Below are 20,631 nucleotides of genomic sequence, written 5' to 3'. Positions count from 1 at the left end.
AGGGGCGCACGTTGGCTTTCCAGATGCCGGACCGCGGCGGAGGCCCGTCAGGGCCAAGGATGAGAGTCGGCCGGCCGTCCCGGCGGGCCCGTACCCTGCTCATGACACTCGGGGTGCTGGCCGTTCTGGCCATGGCGTTCGTGATGTTCGCCGGGTTCTGGACGGACTGGCTCTGGTACCGCTCGGTCGAGTACTCGTCCGTGTTCACCACCACCCTCTGGACCAAGATCGGCCTCTTCGCGGTCTTCGGCCTCCTCATGGCCCTCGCTGTCGGCTTCAACATCTGGCTGGCGCACCGGCTGCGGCCGCCGCTGAGCGCGATGTCGCTGGAGCAGCAGAGCCTCGACCGGTACCGGATGGGCCTGGCGCCGTTCAGGAAGTGGGTGCTGCTCGCGGTCGCCGCCCTGGTGGGCCTGATCGCCGGCGCCTCCGCCTCCGGCCAGTGGCGCACCTGGCTGATGTGGGTCAACGGGGTGACGTTCGGCCAGAAGGACCCCCAGTTCGGTCTCGACGTCTCGTTCTACGCCTTCGACCTGCCCTGGTACCGCTTCCTCCTCGCGTTCGGCTTCGCCGCCGCGGTCCTGTCGCTGATCGCCGCCGCGCTCACGCACTACCTGTACGGCGGACTGCGGGTCACCAGTCCGGGTGCCCGCGCCACGGCCGCCGCCACGGGCCACCTCTCGGTGCTGCTCGGCGTCTTCGTGTCGCTGAAGGCCGTGGCGTACTGGCTCGACCGGTACGGCCTGGCCGTGAAGTCCAGCGACTTCAAGGCCACCGGCAACTGGACGGGCCTGCGGTACGTCGACGCCAACGCGTACCTGCCGGCGAAGACCATCCTCTTCTGCATCGCCGCGATCTGCGCCGTGCTGTTCTTCGCGACGCTCTGGCGCCGCACCTGGCAGCTCCCGGTCATCGGCTTCGGCCTGATGGTGCTGTCGGCGGTCCTGATCGGCGGCCTGTACCCGGCCATCGTGCAGAAGTTCCAGGTCCAGCCGAACGAGCAGGCCAAGGAAGCCGAGTACATCCAGAAGAACATCGACGCGACCCGCAAGGCGTACGCGATCGACGGGACGAAGCCCGAGAACTACTCGGGCAAGTCGACGGTCAAGGCCAAGGACCGGCTGCGGACGGACGCCGATTCGGCGGCCAGCTACCGGCTCCTCGACCCGAACATCGTCTCGCCCACGTTCCAGCAGCTGGAGCAGAAGCGGAAGTACTACCAGTTCCCGACCACCCTGGACGTGGACCGCTACCAGGGCAAGGACACCGTCATCGGTCTCCGCGAGCTCAACATCAAGGGCATCCCGAAGCGGAACTGGATCAACGACCACTTCACCTACACCCACGGCTACGGCGCGATCATGGCCACGGGCACCCAGACGGACGCCAACGGCTCCCCGGTCTTCACCGAGTCCGGCCTGCCGACCACCGGCACGCTGCCGAAGTACGAGCAGCGGATCTACTACGGCGAGAAGACCGACCAGTACTCGATCGTGGGCGGCCCCCAGAAGGAGCTGGACTACGAGGAGAACGGCGAGAAGACCACCAGCTACAAGGAGAAGAGCGGCGTCAGCCTCTCCAGCACCTTCAACCGCGCGGCGTACGCGGTGGCCTTCAGCGAGCCGCAGATCCTCTACTCCGGGGCCATCGGCGACGGCTCGCGCGTCCTCTACAACCGCACGCCCAAGCAGCGCGTCGAGGCGGTCGCGCCCTGGCTGACCATCGACGGCGACGCCTACCCGGCGGTCGTCGGCGGCCGGATCCAGTGGATCGTCGACGCGTACACGACGACCAACGGCTACCCGTACGCCTCGCGCACCACGCTCGGCGACACCACGGCGGACTCCCTGACCGTCGGCAACCGGCAGCGCGCGGTCGTCGCCCAGCAGAACCAGGTCAACTACATCCGCAACTCGGTGAAGGCCACCGTCGACGCCTACGACGGCACGGTGACCCTCTACGAGTGGGACACCCGGGACCCGGTCCTGAAGACCTGGATGAAGGCGTTCCCGGGCACGGTGAAGCCGAAGTCCGAGATCAAGGGCGACCTCCTGGAGCACCTGCGCTACCCGCAGGACATGTTCAAGGTCCAGCGCGAGCTGCTGACCCGCTACCACGTCACCGATCCCGCGCAGTTCTACAGCGGCTCGGACGCCTGGCAGGTGCCGGACGACCCGACCACCAGGAACGGCAACGCGGTCCCGCCGTACTACCTGAGCATGAGGATGCCCGGGGACGAGGCGCAGCGCTTCTCGCTGACGACGACGTTCACGCCGAACGGCCGGCCCAACCTGGGCGGCTTCATGGCGGTCGACGCCGACGCCACCAGCAAGGAGTACGGCCGGCTGAGACTGCTCCGGGTCACCCAGGACGTGCCCGGTCCCGCCCAGGTGCAGAGCAAGCTCAACGGTCTGCCGTCCGTGGCCCAGTTCGTCCGGGACATGAAGGGCGCCGACTCGGACATCCAGTACGGCAACCTGCTGACCGTTCCGCTGGACGGCGGGTTCCTGTACGTGGAGCCGGTGTACGCCCAGGGGCGGAACGCGCTCTACCCGCTCCTGAAGAAGGTCGCGGTCTCGTACGTGGACGCGGACCAGCCGGAGGGCGACACGACCAAGGACACCACGGTGTTCGAGGACAACCTCACCAAGGGGCTCAACGCGGTCTTCGGGGTGGAGGCGCCGTCGCAGCCGACGCCGCAGCCGCCGGGCACCACGCCGCCGCCGGCTTCGGACGGCGACGCGCTGAAGCAGGCGATCGCCGAGGCGCAGAAGGCGTACGACGAGGGCGAGGCCGCCCTGCGCAAGGGCGACTGGACCGCGTACGGCAAGGCCCAGGCCGACCTCCGGGCGGCCCTCCAGCGGGTCGCGGACGCCGGAGCGAGGGTCAAGCCACCGGCGGGCGGCTGACCTGAGGTTTCTCCACCCCGCGTCGTGATACTGTTACGTCATCGACGCGGGGTGGAGCAGCTCGGTAGCTCGCTGGGCTCATAACCCAGAGGTCGCAGGTTCAAATCCTGTCCCCGCTACTCAGTGAGAACGAGGGCCCGAATCCATAAGGATTCGGGCCCTCGTCGTGTGTCGGCGTGTCAGGGGGTACCGAAGAGCGGTAGGGAAGGGGCGGGTTGGCGTGAGTCGTGTTTGACTTGTCTCTCTGTGGGCATGTCGACAAAACGCCGAGTGACCTCACTGGCTGCGGTTTACCAGATGTGCTCGGGTGGCGGGTGATGCGACGATGGTATTTATGGGGGACAGGGCAACTCTGTTGGAGACAGGGCGGTTTGTGCAGCGGCACGCCAGGAACGCCGCGGACGAGATCATAGAGGCGGTGGGGGCCGCCGGTGCCGCCGTGGGCACCGTCGAGAGCGATGCCGACGCCGAGAACGAGACCGAGACCGAGGCCAGGCACCGCCGTGCCGCCGAACTCGGCGACCTCGCCTCGGTGAGCGCCCTCGGTGCGATGCTGCTGCGCCGCGGTGACCTCGACGCCGCCGAACCCTACCTGCGCGCCGCCACCGCCGAGGGGGACCGGGCCGCCGCCAACAACCTGGGCGTCCTGCTGCACCAGCGCGGATACGCCGACGAGGCCGCGGGCTGGTGGCGGGTCGCCGCCGTCGCCGGCTCCGCCCCCGCCGCCCACGCGCTCGGCCGTCACCACCGCGAGCGCGGCGACGAACCCGCGGCCGAGTACTGGCTGCGCCAGGCCGCCGAGCAGGGCCACGCCCTCGGCGCGTACGCCCTCGCCGACCTCCTGGAGCACCGCGGCGACATCGGCGCCGAGCGGTGGCTGCGCGCCGCCGCCGAGCAGGGCCACCGCGAGGCCGCCTACCGCCTGGCCACGGCCCTGGAGCGGCGTGCCACCGGGACGACCCGCGGCCCCCACGACACCGGCTCCCGGCTCCCCGTGCCCGGGGCCGCCCCCGCCGGAACGGCCGGCGACTCCCCGGGCGTGCTCGCCGAGGCCGAGCAGTGGTTCCGCCAGGCCGCCGCGCGCGGCCACCGCAGGGCCGCGCTCCACCTCGGCGCCATCCTGGAGCAGCGCGGCGAACTCAAGGAGGCGGGCCGCTGGTACCTCAGCTCCGCGAAGGAGGGCGAGGCCAGGGCCGCCTGCGCGCTCGGCTTCCTCCTCCGCGACGCGGGCGACGAGGAGAACGCCGCCGTGTGGTGGCTGCGGGCCGCCCAGGACGGCGACGGCAACGCCGCCAACGCCCTGGGCGCCCTCCACGCGGCCCGCGGCGAGCAGCAGACCGCCGAGCGCTGGTACCGGGCCGCCATGGACGCCGGGGACGTCAACGGCGCCTACAACCTCGGGCTGCTCTGCGCCGCCCAGGACCGCATCCCGCAGGCCGAGCAGTGGTACCGGCGGGCCGCCTACGCCGGCCACCGCGAGGCCGCCAACGCGCTCGCCGTCCTGCTCCTCCAGGCCGGCGACGCCAACGGGGCCGAGCCCTGGTTCTCCAAGGCCGCCGAGGCCGGCAGCGTGGACGCCGCCTTCAACCTGGGCATCCTCCACGCGGGCCGCGACGACGACCGCACGGCCCTCGTCTGGTACGAGCGGGCCGCCGCCGCCGGACACACCGAGGCCGCCCTCCAGGTCGGCATCGCCGCCCTGCGCGACGGGGACGAGCGGACCGCCGAGCGGCACCTGCGGTGCGCCGCCGGGGGCGGGAGCGCCGAGGCCGCCTTCCGGCTCGCCTCGGTGCTCGACGCGCGTCGCCCCGATCCGGGCCCCGCCGTGCTCGGCGCCTCCCGCGAGGAGAAGAGCGAGTGCGAGGAGTGGTACGAGCGGGCCGCCCAGCAGGGCCACCGGCGCGCCCAGGTGCGGGTCGGGATGCTGGCCGCCGCGCGCGGCGACCTGGCGGAGGCCGACCGCTGGTACCGGGAGGCCGCCGAGGCCGGCAGCCGCAACGGCGCCTTCAACCTGGGACTGCTCCTCGCCCGCGAGGGCAACGAGCGGGAGGCCGCCCTCTGGTGGACCCGGGCCGCCCGGGCCGGCCACGGCCGTGCCGCCCTCCGGCTCGCGCTGCTCGCGGCGCGCCGGGGCGAGCTGACCGAGGGGCGCCGCTGGTGCGCCCGCGCGGTGGAGCTGGGCCCGGCCGAGGTCGCCGAGCGGGCGGCGCGGCTGAGCGAGGCCCTGCACCAGGAGCTCACGGCGTGACAGCCCGGCCCGAGATCGCCGGGGCCAACGGATTTGCGCCGGCGACGGAGTACCCGTAAGGTGGTGTTCACCGACGCGGGGTGGAGCAGCTCGGTAGCTCGCTGGGCTCATAACCCAGAGGTCGCAGGTTCAAATCCTGTCCCCGCTACTCAGTAGCAGACGCAAGGCCCGCATCCGATCACCTCGGATGCGGGCCTTCGTCGTATCCGGATGTGCATCCGGGAAGAGCGAAGGGGCCCCCGCTCGTGGCGGGGCCCCTTCGGCGTACGGGTGTCAGGCGGTCGTCGCGCAGCTCGGGCAGAGGCCCCGGTAGGTGACCTCGACCTCGGAGACGGTGAAGCCGAAGCGTTCCGTGTCCGGGAGGTCCGCCAGCGGGTCGCCGACCGGGTGCACGTCGCGGATCGCGCCGCACCGGCCGCAGACCAGGTGCTGGTGCGGACGGTGGGCGTTCGGGTCGTACCGCTTGGCGCGCCCGTCGGTGGCCACCTCGACGACCTCGCCGAGGGTGACCATCTCGCCCAGCGTGTTGTAGACGGTCGCGCGCGAGATCTCGGGCAGCCGTGTCACGGCGCGCGCGTGGACCTCGTCGGCGGTCAGGTGCACGTGCTCCCCGTCGAGGACTTCGGCCACGACGCGTCGCTGCGCGGTCATGCGCCAGCCGCGTCCGCGCAGTCGTTCCAGCAGGTCACTCATGGGACTCAGCCTAACAGCCGGAGGGCAAGATCCTGAACAGGTGTGACTTTGGAAGCTCGCTTGACTTGGACAATGTCCAATGTAGGATCGTTCTCGGCTCTGGCCGGAGCCCAAGGGGCCGGCCGGAGGACAGGACACGCAGGGATGACGCAGGAGGCGCACGTGACGCAGGGACCGCTCACCACGGAGGCCGGGGCTCCGGTAGCCGACAACCAGAACAGCGAGACCGCGGGCGCCGGCGGTCCGGTCCTCGTCCAGGACCAGCTCCTCCTGGAGAAGCTCGCCCACTTCAACCGCGAGCGCATCCCGGAGCGCGTGGTCCACGCGCGCGGGGCGGGCGCCTACGGCACCTTCACGGTCACCCGGGACGTCTCGCGGTGGACCCGCGCCGCGTTCCTCTCCGAGGTCGGCAAGGAGACCGAGACCTTCCTGCGCTTCTCCACCGTCGCGGGCAGCCTCGGCTCGGCCGACGCGGTCCGCGACCCGCGCGGCTGGGCGCTGAAGTTCTACACCGAGGAGGGCAACTACGACCTCGTCGGCAACAACACCCCGGTCTTCTTCATCCGGGACGCCATCAAGTTCCCCGACTTCATCCACACCCAGAAGCGCGACCCGTACACCGGCTCGCAGGAGGCGGACAACGTCTGGGACTTCTGGGGTCTCTCCCCGGAGTCGACCCACCAGGTCACCTGGCTCTTCGGGGACCGCGGCATCCCCGCCTCGTACCGCCACATGGACGGCTTCGGCTCGCACACCTACCAGTGGAACAACGAGGCCGGCGAGGTCTTCTGGGTCAAGTACCACTTCAAGACCGACCAGGGCATCAAGAACCTCACCCAGGAGGAGGCCGACCGCCTCGCGGGCGAGGACCCGGACTCGCACCAGCGCGACCTGCGCAAGTCCATCGAGCGCGGCGACTTCCCGAGCTGGACCGTGCAGGTCCAGATCATGCCGGCGGCCGAGGCGGCGACCTACCGCTTCAACCCGTTCGACCTCACCAAGGTGTGGCCGCACGCGGACTACCCGCCGATCGAGATCGGCAGGCTGGAGCTCAACCGCAACCCGGAGAACGTCTTCGCCGAGGTCGAGCAGTCGATCTTCAGCCCCGCGCACTTCGTGCCGGGCATCGGGCCGTCCCCCGACAAGATGCTCCAGGGCCGCCTCTTCGCCTACGGCGACGCCCACCGCTACCGCGTGGGCATCAACGCCGACCACCTGCCGGTGAACCGTCCGCACGCCACCGAGGCGCGTACGCACGCGCGCGACGGCTTCCTCTACGACGGCCGCCACAAGGGCGCGAAGAACTACGAGCCGAACAGCTTCGGCGGCCCGCAGCAGACGGGCCGTCCGCTGTGGCAGCCCGTTCCGGTCGACGGCCGCACCGGCGACCGCCCGGCGCCGCTCCACGCCGAGGACAATGACTTCGTCCAGGCGGGCAACCTCTACCGCCTGATGTCCGAGGACGAGAAGGAGCGCCTGGTCGGGAACCTGGCGGGCTTCATCGCCAAGGTCTCGCGGGACGACATCGCCGAGCGCGCGATCGGCAACTTCCGCAGCGCGGACGACGACTTCGGCAAGCGGCTGGAGGCCGCGGTCCGGGCCCTGCGCGGCTGACGGCGGCCCGCCGGGGGAGGAAGGGGCCGGCCCGCCCGTATCCGTACGGGAGGGCCGGCCCCTCGCGCGTGCTCAGGCGGCGGTGCTGTGCGCCGGGATCCAGCAGCGGATGATGTCGCGCACGGAGACGACGCCGACCGGGCCGTGGCCGTCGAGGACGATCAGGTGGCGGAAGCCGCCTCGGGTCATGGCCTCGGCCGCCTCCACCAGGGTCCAGGTGGGCGCGGCGAAGACGACGTCCCGGGTGGTGTGGGCGCCGGCGGTCTCGTGGTCGGGGTCGCGGCCGGCGCCGAGGGCGTCGAGGATGTCGCGTTCGGTGAGGATGCCGACGCCGCCGGAATCACCGTCCTGGACGATGGCGGCGCCGACGCGGCGCGCCGACATCAGCCTCGCCGCCTGGCGGAGGGTGTGGACGGGGCCGATGGTGAGGACCACGGTGCTCATGGCGTCGCGGACGAGCATGGAAGGGACCACCTCCGGTTCGAGAACTTTTTCACAAGTTCACAAGTAGGGGGAGTCTCAGAGTGGCACCGGGGGAGGGGGCCGACAAGAGGGCGTGCGAGGCCCTTCCGGGGGCGCGGGGGACGGCCGGACGTCTCCGGACGCGCCCCCTCGGCCCGCGCGGGACGGCCGGCTCTCCGGGCACGAGGGGCGGTCGCCCCCCCGGACCCGCGAGGGACGGCCGTACCCCCCTGCGCGCCGCCGGTTCCGGAGGGGCGGTCAGTTCCCCTCGGGCGTCCGCTGGTTCAGGTACGAGAGCAGTTCGCCGTGGAGGAGGCCGTTGGAGGCCGCCGCGTTCCCGCTGTGCGGCCCGTGCCGCCCGTCCAGGCCCGTGTACGTGCCGCCCGCCTCCTGCACCACGATCGACACCGCCGCCATGTCCCACAGCGACAGCTCCGGTTCCGCGCAGATGTCCACGGAGCCCTCCGCGACCATCATGTACGGCCAGAAGTCGCCGTACGCCCGGGTCCTCCAGCACGCGCGCGTGAGGTCCAGGAAGCCGGGGAGGCGGCCCTGCTCCTCCCAGCCGCCCAGCGAGGAGTACGCGAACGAGGCGTCCGCCAGGGTGGCGACCTTCGAGACCCCGAGCCGGGTCGCCGAGGCCAGGCTGCGGCCCGTGTACGCGCCGGAACCCTTCGCCGCCCACCAGCGGCGGCCGAGGGCCGGGGCCGACACCACGCCCACCACCGGCTGGAAACCGGTCTCCCCGGCCTCCATCAGCGCGATCAGGGTCGCCCAGACCGGCACCCCGCGCACGTAGTTCTTCGTCCCGTCGATCGGGTCGATCACCCAGCGGCGCGGACCCGAGCCCTCCACGCCGTACTCCTCGCCCAGGATCGCGTCGCGGGGCCTGGCGCGCTGGAGCTGACCGCGGATCAGCTCCTCCGCCGCCTTGTCGGCCTCGCTCACCGGAGTCATGTCCGGCTTCGTCTCGACCTCGAGGTCGAGCGCCTGGAAGCGGTCCATGGTGGCCGCGTCGGCGGCATCCGCGAGAACGTGGGCGAGACGCAGGTCATCGTGGTAATCGGCCATGGGCGGCACTCTATCCCCGGGCGGTCCCCGGCCGGAGAACCGTCCAGGGGCCCCGGCGGCCCTGGGGAGGACTCCGCCGCCGGTACCCGCCGACGTCCTTGACAGCGCGCGGACGCCTGCCGACGCTGAGCGCAGGGCCGCGCACGGGGGCGCACGGGGCCCTGCACCGACACGTACGGTCCGGGAGGCGCCGATGCCGACTGCCCGCGAGGCCCTGCTCGACGCGGCGCTCGCCGCGCTCGTCCACCGGCCGTGGTCCGCCGTGCGGATGGCCGACCTCGCCGCCGCCGCCCGGGTCTCCCGGCAGACCCTCTACAACGAGTTCGGCAGCAAGGAGGGGCTCGCCCGCGCCCTGGTGCGCGGCGAGGCCGACGCCTGCCTCCAGGAGGCCCGGCGGCTGCTCGCCGCGCCGGGCCCGCCCGCGCGGAACCTCGTCGCCCTCGCCGAGTGGATCGTGACCGCCGCCGCCGTCCGGCCGGTCCTGCGGGCCCTGCTCACCGGCGCCTGGGACGCGCGGCTGCCCGCTCCCCGGCCCGCCCGGCCGGGCGCCCGGCCCGCGGCCGTCCCCGCCCAGCGCCGCGCCGACGCCGGGCCGCCCGCGCCGGGAGAGCTGGTGGCGGCGATCGTGGCCTGCGCGGACGAGCGGTGGGCGGCCGGCTGCGAACTCGCCGTCCGGCTCGCCCTCGGCCACGTCGTCGCGCCCCCGGTGCCCTGCGACGCGGCTCCGGGCGCTCAGTGCGCGGAGCCGGAGAACTGGAGACCGATGACCCCCGCGATGACCAGGGCGATCGAGACGATCTTGAGCGTGGAGACCACGTCCCCCAGGAAGACCATGCCGTAGATCGCCGTCCCGGCCGCGCCGATCCCCGTCCACACCGCGTACGCCGGCCCCACGTCCAGCTTCCGCAGCGACAGCGTGAGAAGGCCGAAGCTGCCCAGGGAGAAGCACGCGAAGGCGATCGTGGGCCACAGACGGGTGAATCCGTGCGAGAGCTTCAGGCAGACCGCGAAACCCGTCTCCAGAAACCCGGCGATCACCACCAGCAGCCACGCCATCGTCAGTGCCTCCCACGCCGTCGGTGACTGCTTCGTCGCACTTGGTGTGATTATGCACTTCTCGGATCCGGACGGGCGGGATTCGACCCGACCGGGCGTGGAGGGGACGGCTCAGTCGCCCTCGCGCCGCTCCCGGGTCGAGAGCAGCCGCCGCAGCGAGACGAGCCGGGCCGGATCGGCGTGCCCCTCCGCCACGTACGCGTCGAGGGCGCAGTCCGGCTCGTCGTGGCCGCACGCGCGCGGGCAGTTCTCCGTGCCCGGCACGAGGTCCGGGAAGGCGAGGATCACCCGGGACGGGTCCACGTGGTTCAGGCCGAAGGAGCGCACGCCCGGGGTGTCGATGACCCAGCCGCCCTCCGCGTCGTCCAGGGGCAGCGCGAGGGCCGAGGTGGTGGTGTGCCGGCCGCGGCCCGTGACCGCGTTGACGACCCCGGTGGTGCGCCGCCGGTCCGGCGGGACCAGGGCGTTGACCAGGGTCGTCTTGCCGACGCCGGAGTGGCCCACGAACGCGGTGGTCCGGCCCTTGAGGTGCTCGTGGACCCGCTCGGCCGCGACCCCGTCGACGAACTCGTCCCGGGTGGTCACCACGTACGGCACGCCGAGCGCCCCGTACATCTCCAGGAGCGCGTCCGGCGGTGCCAGGTCCGACTTGGTCAGCACCAGCAGGGGGGAGAGGCCGCCGTCGTACGCGGCGACCAGACAGCGGTCGATGAGCCGGGGGCGCGGCTCCGGGTCGGCGAGGGCGGTGACGATCGCCAGCTGGTCGGCGTTGGCGACGACCACCCGCTCGTACGGGTCGTCGTCGTCGGCCGTGCGCCGCAGCACCGAACTCCGCTCCCCGATCCGCACGATCCGGGCCAGGGTGTCCTTCTCGCCGGAGAGGTCGCCGACGATCGAGACCCGGTCGCCGACCACGGCGGCCTTGCGGCCCAGCTCGCGCGCCTTCATCGCCATCACGGGCCGGTCGCCCACCAGGCAGGTCAGCCGGCCCCGGTCGACGGTGAGGACCATGCCCTCGACGGCGTCCTCGTGCTTCGGCCGGATGCTGGTCCGGGGCCGGGTGCCCTTGCGGTTGGGCCGCTGGCGGATGTCGTCCTCGTCGGTGTGCTTGCCGTAGCGCCGCATGGTTCAGGCTCCGAGCATTTCGGTCCACATCGCCGGGAAGCCGGGCAAGGTCTTGGCCGTCGTCGCCACGTCCTCGATCTCCACGCCCTCGACCGCGAGGCCGATCACCGCGCCCGCCGTCGCCATGCGGTGGTCGTGGTACGTGCGGAAGACACCGCCGTGCAGCGGGCGCGGACGGATGTGCAGACCGTCCTCGGTCTCCGTCACGTCGCCGCCCAGTCCGTTGATCTCCTTGGTGAGCGCCGCCAGCCGGTCCGTCTCGTGCAGCCGCAGGTGCGCGACCCCGCGCAGGGTGGACGGGGAGTCGGCCAGGGCCGCGACCGCCGCGATGCCCGGAGTCAGCTCGCCGACCTCGCCGAGGTCCACGTCGATGCCGTGGATCCGGCCCGTGCCGGTGAAGGTCAGACCCGCGTCGGTCAGCTCGCAGGAACCACCCATTCCGGTGAAGATCTCCCGCAGCGCGTCACCGGGCTGGGTGGTCCGCGCGGGCCAGTCCGGGACCGTCACCCGGCCACCGGTCACCAGCGCGGCCGCCAGGAACGGCTGCGCGTTCGACAGGTCCGGCTCGACCACCAGGTCACGGCCGCGCAGCGCGGACGACGTCACCCGCCACACGTCCGGCTCGCCGCCGTGCTCCGGCTCGTCCACCTGGGCGCCGACCGTGCGCAGCATGTCGACCGTCATCCGGATGTGCGGCATCGAGGGCAGCCGCCCGCCCACGTGCCGCACCTCGACGCCCTGGTTGAACCGGGGCGCGGAGAGCAGCAGGGCGCTGATGAACTGGGAGGACGAGGAGGCGTCGATCTCGACCGTGCCGCCGTCCAGGCCCCCGGTGCCCCGCACGGTCATCGGCAGCGCGCCGCGCCCGTCGTCCTCGACCCGGGCGCCGAGCGCGCGCAGCGCGTCGATCACGCCGTGCAGCGGACGCTCGTGCGAACGGGGGTCGCCGTCGAAGCGCACCGGCCCGTCGGCGAGCGCCGCGACCGGCGGCAGGAAGCGCATGACCGTGCCCGCGTTGCCGACGTCCACGGTCGCGGGGCCGCGCAGCGGCGCGGGGACGATCCGCCACGCCTCGCCGGAGCCGTCGGGCCCCACGCCCTCGTCGATCCTCACGCCGAGGGCACGCAGCGCCTCGGCCATCAGGAGGGTGTCGCGGGAGCGCAGCGGACGGCGCAGCCAGCCGGGCTCGGCGGCCAGGGAGGCGAGGACCAGGGCGCGGTTGGTGACCGACTTCGAACCGGGCACGGTGACGGTCGCGTCGACGGCACCGCGCGCGTACGGGGCGGGCCAGGGGTCGGTGGACGGATCGGTGTGCGCGGAAGCAGCTGCGGTCATGTCCCTCACTGTACGGGGGCGTCAGAACCGCAGGAGCCAGCGGCAGCCGCCGATCAGGCAGCAGATCGAGACCGTGTGGAAGAAGAGCAGCCACACCCCGGCGGGGACGTGGGTGAGCCGCGCGAGCTGGTCCGCGTCCGAGTCGGGGGCACCGCCGCGGCGCCGCTTCGCCTGGAGCTCGAAGGCGGGCCGGACCCCGCCCAGGAGCAGGAACCAGACCACCCCGTAGGCGAAGAGCCCCTGCACGTCCGGCCCGGTCAGCCAGGAGACGAGGAGGAACGCGGCGCCCGTCACCAGGACGGTGAGGACGCCGTACGCGTTGCGGACCATCACCAGCATCGCGAGCAGCAGCGCGGTCGCGGCCCACAGCAGCAGCGTGGTCCGGTGGGTGCCGAGCAGGGCCGCGCCGCCGAGGCCGAGCAGCGGGGCGGCGGGGTAGCCGGCGGCCAGGGTGAGGATCGTCCCGAGGCCGGTCGGGCGGCCCCGGGACACGGTCAGGCCGCTGGTGTCCGAGTGCAGCCGGATCGCCTCCAGGCGGCGGCCGGTGGCGACGGCGACGAGGCCGTGGCCGCCCTCGTGCGCGATGGTGATCGCGTTGCGGGCCGGCAGCCAGAGCCGGCGGAGCGCGACCAGGACCAGCGCGCAGCCGCCGGTGGCCCAGACCAGCCACTGGTCCGGAGCGGGCTGGGTGCCGAGGATCTCGTTCATTCGGCGGGCTGCTCCTCGGTATCGGGCGGGATCGTGGCAGTGTGGCACGCATGTGCGGACGGTTTGCATCGAGTCGACGGCCCGAGGATCTGGTGGAGACCTTCGGGGTGGAGCAGTGGGACCCGGAGGAGACGCTGGCCCCGGACTGGAACGTGGCCCCCACCAAACGGGTCTGGGCCGTACTGGAACGTCCTGTGAAGGACGCCGGAACCGACGAACCGGTTCGCCAGCTCCGCGTCCTGCGGTGGGGACTCGTCCCCTCCTGGGCGAAGTCGCCGGACGGCGCCGCCCGGATGATCAACGCGCGTGCCGAGACCCTGCACGAGAAGCCCTCCTTCAAGCGGGCGTTCGCCTCCCGCCGCTGCGTCATTCCCGCCGACGGCTACTACGAATGGGTGACCGGGTCGGCCGAACGCGACCTGGAGGTCGAGGGGAAGAAGAAGCGGCCCCGCAAACAGCCGTACTTCGTCACCCCGGCGGACGGCTCGGTCTTCGCGATGGCCGGGCTCTACGAGTTCTGGCGCGACCGGACCCTTCCCGACGACCACCCCTCCGCCTGGTGGGTCACCTGCGCGGTGATCACCACGGAGGCGGAGACCGGACCGCTGGGCGTGGCCCCGGCCGGGGGCCCCGGATCGCTCGCCGAGATCCACCCCCGGATGCCGCTGATGCTGACGGAGGACCGCTGGGACGCCTGGCTCGACCCGGCGAACAAGGACGTGGAGGAGCTGCGCGCACTGCTCGCCCCGCCGCCGGAGGGCCTGATGCGGGCCCACCCGGTGCCGACCGCCGTCAGCAACGTCCGCAACAACGGCCCCGAACTCCTGACGGAGCTGGACGGCCCGGAGGAGGACACGCTCTTCTGAACGGCCGCCCCGGCGGCCCGGGACGGCAGGATGGGGGACGTGACGGGAGAAGCGACGCGGTACGAGACGGTCCCCACCGACGCCGGCGAGGCCCGGATCGTCTGGTACGAGGGGCCGGAGGGGACGGACCCGTGGGCCGTCCTCGCCCTCGGCCACGGCGCCGGGGGCGGTGTGGAGGCCCGCGACCTCCGGGCGCTCGCCGGGGCGCTGCCCGCGCGGGGCGTGACCGTCGCCCTCGTCGAGCAGCCCTGGCGGGTCGCGGGCAGGAAGGTCGCGCCCGCGCCCAAGACCCTGGACACCGCCTGGCGCGGCCTCTGGCCCGCCCTCGCGAAACCGGGCCTCCCCGTCGTCGCGGGCGGCCGCAGCGCCGGCGCCCGCGTGGCCTGCCGCACCGGACGCGACCTGGGCGCCCTCGCCGTCCTCGCCCTGAGCTTCCCGCTGCACCCCCCGGGCAGGCCGGAGAGGTCCCGCGCCGCCGAACTCCTCGGCACCGGTCTGCCCACCCTCGTCGTCCAGGGCGGCAACGACCCGTTCGGCCGCCCCGAGGAGTACCCGGACGGCCCCCACCGCCTCGTCGTCGTCCCGTACGGGGACCACGGCCTCGCCCTTCCCCGGCGCGCGCCCCTCGGTCAGGACGAGGCCCTCGCCCTCCTCGTGGACGGCGTCGCGGAGTGGCTCGACGCGCTGCGCTGACGCCCTGTCCGCCCGCGCCCCGGGGCCGGGAATGCCGGGCGGGGCGTCTCTGTTGTCCAGTACGTCGTACGACAGCAGGACGACAGCAGGAAGAGCAAGGAGAGGGAGTCCGCCGCATGGGTTCGACCATCTGCCCGGAGCGCGCACGGGGCGCTGACCTCGACTGGACGGTGCTGCCCTCGCCCAAGGGGGCCCCCATCCGGGCGGCGGGCGGGGCGGTTCCTCGTCTATCCTCCGAAACGAGCGGGTCCACTCCCGGGCTCGCCGACGCGCTGGAGGAGGTGGGTCCGGTCACTGGGACCGACACAGGGACCGACGAAGGCCCCGAGGAGACGACCGGGGAGCGCAACGCGCGCTTCGAGCGGGACGCCCTCGGCTACCTCGACCAGATGTACTCCGCCGCGCTGCGCATGACGCGGAACCCCGCCGACGCGGAGGACCTGGTGCAGGAGACCTACGCCAAGGCGTACGGCTCCTTCCACCAGTTCCGCGAGGGCACGAACCTCAAGGCGTGGATGTACCGCATCCTCACCAACACCTTCATCAACTCGTACCGCAAGAAGCAGCGCGAACCCCAGCGCAGTGCCGCCGAGGAGATCGAGGACTGGCAGCTCGCCCGCGCCGAGTCGCACATGTCGACCGGGCTGCGCTCCGCCGAGTCCCAGGCGCTCGACCACCTTCCCGACTCCGACGTGAAGGAAGCGCTGCAGGCGATCCCCGAGGAGTTCCGCATCGCGGTCTATCTCGCCGATGTCGAGGGCTTCGCCTACAAGGAGATCGCGGACATCATGGGGACACCCATCGGCACGGTGATGTCCCGCCTGCACCGGGGCCGCCGCCAGCTGCGCGGCATGCTCGAGGACTACGCCCGCGACCGCGGACTGGTCCCCGCGGGCGCCGGTGAGACGTCGAACGATCTGAAAGGCTCGGGCTCATGAGCTGCGGAGAGCCGCACGAGACGGACTGCTCGGAGGTCCTGGACCATCTCTACGAGTTCCTCGACAACGAGATGCCGGACAGCGACTGCACCAAGTTCGAGGTGCACTTCGAGGAGTGCTCCCCGTGCCTGGAGAAGTACGGCCTGGAACAGGCCGTGAAGAAGCTCGTCAAGCGCTGCTGCGGCAGTGACGACGTCCCCGCCGACCTGCGGGCCAAGGTCATGGGCCGGATCGAGCTGATCCGGGGCGGCCACGAGGTGCCCGAACAGGACGTCACGACCGGCGCCCCGGCGGCACCCGCCCCGCAGGAGTAGCGCCCCCGCACCGGGAGCGGAGGCCGCCGCGACGCGCTCGCGCCGGCCTCTGCCGCGTCCGGCCCCGCGCCGGCCCCCGCTACCCCGTCCCGCGCCGGCCGGATGCGCACGTCACCCGAAGGTGCGAATCGGCCCCACCGCCCCGCCCCGGCCCGCCCGACTCGCTAGCGTGGCGGGGATGATGGGCGTGAAGGTCATTCCCCCGGCGGCCCGCGTGTACATCGGCTGTGCCCTGCTCGCCGCCGGCGCGTGCGTCCTCCCCGCGCTGCGCCCCGGCACCCCCTGGGGCACGACCGCGCTCCTCGCCGCCCTGTACGCGCTCTGCGAACTGCCCGCCCGCTGCCCCCTCGTGCGCCGCGCGCTCGGCGGCTCCGCCCCCGTGGGCACCGGCTCCTCCTACCCCGTGCTCCTCGCCGCCGCGCTCCTCCTGCCGCCCGCCGCCGCCGCGCTCGCCGCGCTGCCCGGCAGCCTCCTCGCCCGCGTCGAGGAATCCCCGGCCGGCCCGCGCCGCGCCTGGCGGGCCGCTGCCGCCGCCCTCTCCGTCTGGGCCGCCGCCCACGCCTCCGGCGCCCTGGGCGGTCCGGCCGCCCTCGTACACGGCGCGGACGCCCCCGTCCTCCCGTACGCGCTGCTGCCCGCCGGCGCCGCCGCCCTCGTCTTCTGCCTGGTTCTCACCGCCCTCGACGGCGGCGTCCGCGCCGTCGCCGACGGGCCGTCCTCCCGGGCCGCCCGGCGCGGCCTCCTCGGTCCGGCGCTCGCCCCGCACGTCGTGCACGGGCTCGCCGGGCTGATGATGGCCGTCCTCTGGCGCAGCGCGTACGGGCCGGTCGCCGCGCTCTTCGTGCTCCTGCCCATGTACATCTCCTGCTGGGTCTTCGGCCAGTACCACCGCGAACGCGCCGCCCACCAGGCCACCATCCGCGCCCTCGTCCAGGCCGTCGACATCAAGGACCGCTACACCCGGGGCCACAGCGAGCGCGTCGGTCACGCCTCCGTCCTCATCGCCCGCGAACTCGGCATGCCCGAGGACCGGCTCGACGTCGTCCGCTTCGCCGGCATCCTGCACGACGTGGGGAAGCTGGGCGTGCCCACCCGGGTGCTCCGCAAGGACGGGCCCCTCACCCCCGAGGAACGCCGGGTCATCGAACTGCACCCGGAGTACGGCCACGAGATCGTCCGGGGGATCGGCTTCCTCGGCGAGGCGCGGACCGCGATCCTCCACCACCACGAGCGCATGGACGGCAGCGGCTACCCGTACGGGCTGCGCGGCGAGCAGATCCCCGAGTTCGCCCGGATGGTCGCCGTCGCCGACGCCTTCGACGCCATGACCTCCCACCGCTCCTACAGCCGCGCCCGCCCCGTGCCGGTCGCCGTCGCCGAACTGGAACGGTGCGCGGGCACCCACTTCGACCCCCGGATGGTCGACGCCTTCGTCCGGGCCCTGGACCGGCACGGCTGGCGGCCCTCCGTCACCGCCGACGAGACCCCGCCCGACGGGAACGTGCCCCCGCCCCGCGGAGCGGACGCCCCCGCCCCCTCGAAGGAGCGCGGGTGAGGCCCGGCGCCGTCACCGTCGGCGCCGTCCACGCGGCCGCCCTGCTCCTCGGCCTCGCCGCCCTCGGCTCCGCCCTCCGGCACGGCGTCGACCGGCCCGGCGACGCCCTCGCCTTCGGCGCCCTCGTCGCCCTCGGCGAACTCGCCCGCTGGGGCGCCGACCCCGACGAGAGGGAGCCCGCGCCGCTCGCCGCCGCCGGAGCCCTCGCGTACGCCCTGCTCGGGGAGAGCGGCGGGAGCCCCGCCACCCACGGCGTCCTCCAGACCGTCGCCGTCGTCACGGCCGCCGGGCTCGCCGGGATCGGCCCCCACCTCGCCCGGGGCCGGGGCCCCGGCCGCGACCACCTCGCCCGCCGCGTCCTCGCCGTCGCCTTCGCCGCGCTCTGCTTCCAGCCCCTCCACGGCTCCGGCACCGGACACCTCGGCGAGGGCCCGTCGTACGCCCTCCTCCTCGGGTTCCTGCTCGTCCTCACCGCCCTGTGCGACGCCGTGCTCGCCGCCCTCCTGCTCCGCGCCCGCACCGGGTTCCCGTACGGCTCCCTCCTCCGCGACGAACTGCGCGCCCTCCCCGGCATCGGCTCCGCCGTCTGCGCCACCGGCACCGTCATGGCGCTCGGCGTCGCCGCCGCCGGACTGTGGGCGCTGCCCGTACTGGCCGTCCCGCTCCTGCTCACCCAGGTCTCCCACCGCCGCTACGCGGCCGTCCGCGCCGTCAGCCGGCAGACCATCGCCTCCCTGGCCCGTGCGACCGAGGTCGCCGGCTGCACCCCGCCCGGCCACGCCCACCGGGTCGCCGCCCTCAGCACGGCCGTCGGGCGCGAACTGGGCCTCTCCGGGACCGAGCTGACCGTCCTCGAACACGCGGCGCTCATGCACGACATCGGCCAGCTCTCCCTGGTCGATCCCGTCGAGGGCGGCGCCACCGCCCTCCTCCCGGCCGAGGAGCAGCGCCGGATCGCCCTCCTGGGCGGGGAGGTCGTCCGCAGGACCGGGGTCCCCCCGGCCGTCGCCGTGATCGTGGAACGGCAGGCCGACCCCTACCGCGACCAGCCGCTCCCCGCCCGGATCGTCCGGGCCGTGAACGCCTACGACGACCTGGCCGGCGACGGCGCGGGCGCCGCCCTCGACGCCCTGGAGCGGCTCAGGCTCGGCACCGCCCGCGACTACCACCCGGACGTCGTCGAGGGACTGGCCCGGGTCCTGGCCCGGAGCGGAACCGCTGGGGTGACCGGGGCCCTGCCGGGGTAACCCATGGGTAATGAGCGCGCGTCCGACCGGGCATGGTTGGATGCGAACAAGAGGGTGAAGCGACCGGCAGGCGGGAATCGTGAAGATCTTCGGGAAGGTACGGCATCGGCCCTCCGCCTCGTGGCGGCAGGCCACCGACCGCGCGTTCACGCTGATCGGCGACGGCCGGTACGAGGACGCGGGCGCGCTCCTCACGCGCGCGGCGGATCTGGAGCCCTGGCTCTCGGAGTCCTGGTTCAACCTGGCGCTGCTGCACAAGTTCCGGCACGACTGGGAGCAGGCCAGGGCCGCCGGGCTCCGCGCGGTCGCGCTGCTCGACAAGGAGACCGGCGCCCCCGACTGGTGGAACGTCGGCATCGCCGCCACCGCCCTCCAGGACTGGCCGCTGGCCCGCCGCGCCTGGCAGGCGTACGGGCTGAAGGTGCCCGGGGCCGCCGCCGACACGGGCGAGCCCGCCGGCATGGAGCTGGGCAGCGCCGCCGTCCGGCTCTCGCCCGAGGGCGAGGCCGAGGTCGTGTGGGGCCGCCGGCTCGACCCGGCCCGGCTGGAGGTCCTCTCCATCCCGCTGCCGTCCTCCGGGCGCCGCTGGGGCGAGGTCGTCCTCCACGACGGCGTGCCGAACGGCGAGCGGACCACCACCGCGGGCCCCTCCTACCCGGTCTTCGACGAGATCGAGCTGTGGGCGCCCTCGCCCGTCCCCACCTGGGTGGTCCTCCTGGAGGCCGCCACCGAGGCCGACCGGGACGCCCTGGAGCAGCTGGCCGCCGAGGCGGGCTTCGCCGCCGAGGACTGGTCGTCCTCCGTGCGCCTGCTCTGCCGCGCCTGCTCCGAGTCGACCATGCCGAGCGCCGAGGGCGAGGGGGAGCACTCCGACCCGCACGACCACAGCGAGCCGGGGCACCCCGGACCGCTCGGCCACCGCTCGCCCGGCGAGCTGTGGGTGCCGGAGCGGGAGTGCGGCATCGCGGCCCCGGCGGCCCTGGTGCGCGGGCTCCTCGACGGCTGGGTGGCGGACAGCCCGGACAGCCGCGAGTGGCGGGATCTCGAAGAGGTCTGCTGAGCGCCCCACCCCGTGCCCGTAGGCTGTCCTCCGACGGAATCGGGTTTTCAGGAAGGCGCGGCCGGACATGGCGCAGCAGGAGACGGACGAGCAGACGCAGATCAACGACGGCTTCGTCGTGGACACGGAGGACTGCGAGGCGCGCGAGCTCGCCCACCGCGAGCGCGGCACCGCCCGCCCGATCACGGTCGTCGGCAACCCCGTGCTCCACCGGGAGTGCAAGGACGTCACCGAGTTCGGCGACGAACTCGCGGCGCTGATCGACGACATGTTCGCCAGCCAGAAGGCCGCCGAGGGCGTGGGCCTGGCCGCGAACCAGATCGGTGTGGACCTCAAGGTCTTCGTCTACGACTGCCCGGACGACGAGGGCGTCCGGCACACCGGCGTCGTGGTCAACCCGGTCCTCCAGGAGCTGCCGGCCGACCGCCGCGTCCTGGACGAGTCCAACGAGGGCTGCCTCTCCGTGCCGACCGCCTACGCCGAGCTGGCCCGCCCGGACTACGCCGAGGTCCACGGCCAGGACGCCCGGGGCAACCCGATCAAGGTGCGCGGCACCGGCTACTTCGCCCGCTGCCTCCAGCACGAGACGGACCACCTGTACGGCCGCCTCTACATCGACCGCCTCTCCAAGCGGGACCGCAAGGACGCCCTGCGCCAGATGGCGGAGGGCACCCCGCGCTACGAGACGGTCCCGAACGACTGACGCCGGTACGCGCGCACGCGGAAGGGCCCCGCAC

At 73.5% G+C, this 20,631-nt stretch carries 19 protein-coding genes and 2 tRNA genes; 14 read left to right on the top strand and 7 right to left on the bottom strand.

The annotated features are described in order from the left end of the window. Positions 1 to 23 precede the first annotated feature (23 nt). From ACFYZY_RS25480 to ACFYZY_RS25465, 4 genes are all read left to right on the top strand, one after another. Positions 24 to 2,909, top strand: a complete 2,886-nt coding sequence (locus tag ACFYZY_RS25480; RefSeq protein WP_388698322.1) for a UPF0182 family protein — start codon at positions 24 to 26, stop codon at positions 2,907 to 2,909. A gap of 45 nt (positions 2,910 to 2,954) precedes the next feature. Continuing rightward, positions 2,955 to 3,028: transfer RNA gene (locus ACFYZY_RS25475), tRNA-Met, on the top strand. 206 nt (positions 3,029 to 3,234) lie between these two features. Continuing rightward, positions 3,235 to 5,157 carry a sel1 repeat family protein gene (locus ACFYZY_RS25470; protein ID WP_388698290.1) on the top strand — a complete coding sequence of 641 codons (1,923 nt, stop codon included), beginning with the start codon at positions 3,235 to 3,237 and terminating at the stop codon, positions 5,155 to 5,157. A gap of 74 nt (positions 5,158 to 5,231) precedes the next feature. Next, positions 5,232 to 5,305, top strand: a tRNA-Met gene (locus ACFYZY_RS25465). Positions 5,306 to 5,430: 125 nt separating this feature from the next. On the opposite strand, the gene ACFYZY_RS25460 is transcribed toward ACFYZY_RS25465, so the two are convergent. Further along, the gene (locus ACFYZY_RS25460; RefSeq protein ID WP_388698288.1) at positions 5,431 to 5,850 is read right to left on the bottom strand and encodes a Fur family transcriptional regulator; all 420 of its coding nucleotides are present in this window, start codon (positions 5,848 to 5,850) and stop codon (positions 5,431 to 5,433) included. 162 nt (positions 5,851 to 6,012) lie between these two features. On the opposite strand from ACFYZY_RS25460, the gene ACFYZY_RS25455 reads away from it, so the two are divergent. Continuing rightward, positions 6,013 to 7,464 (top strand): catalase, encoded by a 1,452-nt coding sequence (locus ACFYZY_RS25455; protein WP_388698286.1) that lies wholly within the window; start codon positions 6,013 to 6,015, stop codon positions 7,462 to 7,464. A 72-nt stretch (positions 7,465 to 7,536) separates the two neighbouring features. On the opposite strand, the gene ACFYZY_RS25450 is transcribed toward ACFYZY_RS25455, so the two are convergent. Together ACFYZY_RS25450 and hisN are read right to left on the bottom strand one after the other, a co-directional pair. Continuing rightward, on the bottom strand, positions 7,537 to 7,926 hold the full coding sequence (locus tag ACFYZY_RS25450; protein WP_388698283.1) for a cyclic nucleotide-binding/CBS domain-containing protein: 390 nt from the start codon (positions 7,924 to 7,926) through the stop codon (positions 7,537 to 7,539). A 258-nt stretch (positions 7,927 to 8,184) separates the two neighbouring features. Further along, entirely contained in the window at positions 8,185 to 8,997 is an 813-nt protein-coding gene (gene hisN / locus ACFYZY_RS25445; RefSeq protein WP_388698280.1) for a histidinol-phosphatase, read from the bottom strand. 193 nt (positions 8,998 to 9,190) lie between these two features. On the opposite strand from hisN, the gene ACFYZY_RS25440 reads away from it, so the two are divergent. Continuing rightward, the gene (locus tag ACFYZY_RS25440) at positions 9,191 to 9,838 is read left to right on the top strand and encodes a TetR/AcrR family transcriptional regulator (RefSeq protein ID WP_388698278.1); all 648 of its coding nucleotides are present in this window, start codon (positions 9,191 to 9,193) and stop codon (positions 9,836 to 9,838) included. Here the strand turns inward: ACFYZY_RS25440 and ACFYZY_RS25435 are convergent. The 4 genes from ACFYZY_RS25435 to ACFYZY_RS25420 form a co-directional block, all read right to left on the bottom strand. After that, positions 9,730 to 10,053, bottom strand: a complete 324-nt coding sequence (locus tag ACFYZY_RS25435) for a DMT family transporter (protein WP_388698275.1) — start codon at positions 10,051 to 10,053, stop codon at positions 9,730 to 9,732. The two genes, ACFYZY_RS25440 and ACFYZY_RS25435, sit on opposite strands and share 109 nt — an antisense overlap. 111 nt (positions 10,054 to 10,164) lie before the next feature. Then, positions 10,165 to 11,178: a ribosome small subunit-dependent GTPase A gene (rsgA, locus tag ACFYZY_RS25430; RefSeq protein ID WP_388698273.1), complete on the bottom strand. Its 1,014-nt coding sequence runs from the start codon at positions 11,176 to 11,178 to the stop codon at positions 10,165 to 10,167. Positions 11,179 to 11,181: 3 nt separating this feature from the next. Next, positions 11,182 to 12,513 carry a 3-phosphoshikimate 1-carboxyvinyltransferase gene (aroA, locus tag ACFYZY_RS25425; RefSeq protein WP_388698270.1) on the bottom strand — a complete coding sequence of 444 codons (1,332 nt, stop codon included), beginning with the start codon at positions 12,511 to 12,513 and terminating at the stop codon, positions 11,182 to 11,184. 21 nt (positions 12,514 to 12,534) lie between these two features. Further along, on the bottom strand, positions 12,535 to 13,221 hold the full coding sequence (locus ACFYZY_RS25420; protein WP_388698267.1) for a M50 family metallopeptidase: 687 nt from the start codon (positions 13,219 to 13,221) through the stop codon (positions 12,535 to 12,537). A 50-nt stretch (positions 13,222 to 13,271) separates the two neighbouring features. Between ACFYZY_RS25420 and ACFYZY_RS25415 the strand changes: the two genes are divergently transcribed. The 8 genes from ACFYZY_RS25415 (at position 13,272) to def (ending at position 20,597) form a co-directional block, all read left to right on the top strand. Beyond that, the gene (locus tag ACFYZY_RS25415; protein ID WP_388698264.1) at positions 13,272 to 14,087 is read left to right on the top strand and encodes an SOS response-associated peptidase; all 816 of its coding nucleotides are present in this window, start codon (positions 13,272 to 13,274) and stop codon (positions 14,085 to 14,087) included. 30 nt (positions 14,088 to 14,117) lie between these two features. Next, entirely contained in the window at positions 14,118 to 14,780 is a 663-nt protein-coding gene (locus tag ACFYZY_RS25410) for an alpha/beta family hydrolase (protein ID WP_388698262.1), read from the top strand. Between the two features lie 281 nt (positions 14,781 to 15,061). Beyond that, on the top strand, positions 15,062 to 15,718 hold the full coding sequence (locus tag ACFYZY_RS25405; RefSeq protein ID WP_388698319.1) for a sigma-70 family RNA polymerase sigma factor: 657 nt from the start codon (positions 15,062 to 15,064) through the stop codon (positions 15,716 to 15,718). Then, positions 15,715 to 16,032: a mycothiol system anti-sigma-R factor gene (gene rsrA, locus ACFYZY_RS25400; RefSeq protein ID WP_388698259.1), complete on the top strand. Its 318-nt coding sequence runs from the start codon at positions 15,715 to 15,717 to the stop codon at positions 16,030 to 16,032. The genes ACFYZY_RS25405 and rsrA overlap by 4 nt, the downstream gene beginning before the upstream one ends. Before the next feature lie 187 nt (positions 16,033 to 16,219). Then, positions 16,220 to 17,587 (top strand): HD-GYP domain-containing protein, encoded by a 1,368-nt coding sequence (locus tag ACFYZY_RS25395; RefSeq protein ID WP_388698257.1) that lies wholly within the window; start codon positions 16,220 to 16,222, stop codon positions 17,585 to 17,587. Then, a complete protein-coding gene (locus ACFYZY_RS25390; protein ID WP_388698254.1) occupies positions 17,584 to 18,834 on the top strand; it encodes an HD-GYP domain-containing protein in 1,251 nt (416 codons plus the stop codon). The genes ACFYZY_RS25395 and ACFYZY_RS25390 overlap by 4 nt, the downstream gene beginning before the upstream one ends. A gap of 79 nt (positions 18,835 to 18,913) precedes the next feature. Further along, positions 18,914 to 19,894: a tetratricopeptide repeat protein gene (locus tag ACFYZY_RS25385; RefSeq protein ID WP_388698252.1), complete on the top strand. Its 981-nt coding sequence runs from the start codon at positions 18,914 to 18,916 to the stop codon at positions 19,892 to 19,894. 67 nt (positions 19,895 to 19,961) lie between these two features. Further along, entirely contained in the window at positions 19,962 to 20,597 is a 636-nt protein-coding gene (def, locus tag ACFYZY_RS25380) for a peptide deformylase (RefSeq protein ID WP_388698249.1), read from the top strand. Positions 20,598 to 20,631: the final 34 nt, after the last annotated feature.

The organism is Streptomyces sp. NPDC001744 (genome assembly GCF_042892575.1).
Classification (GTDB): Bacteria; Actinomycetota; Actinomycetes; order Streptomycetales; family Streptomycetaceae; genus Streptomyces.
This window is presented reverse-complemented; position numbering and strand designations above follow the sequence as displayed.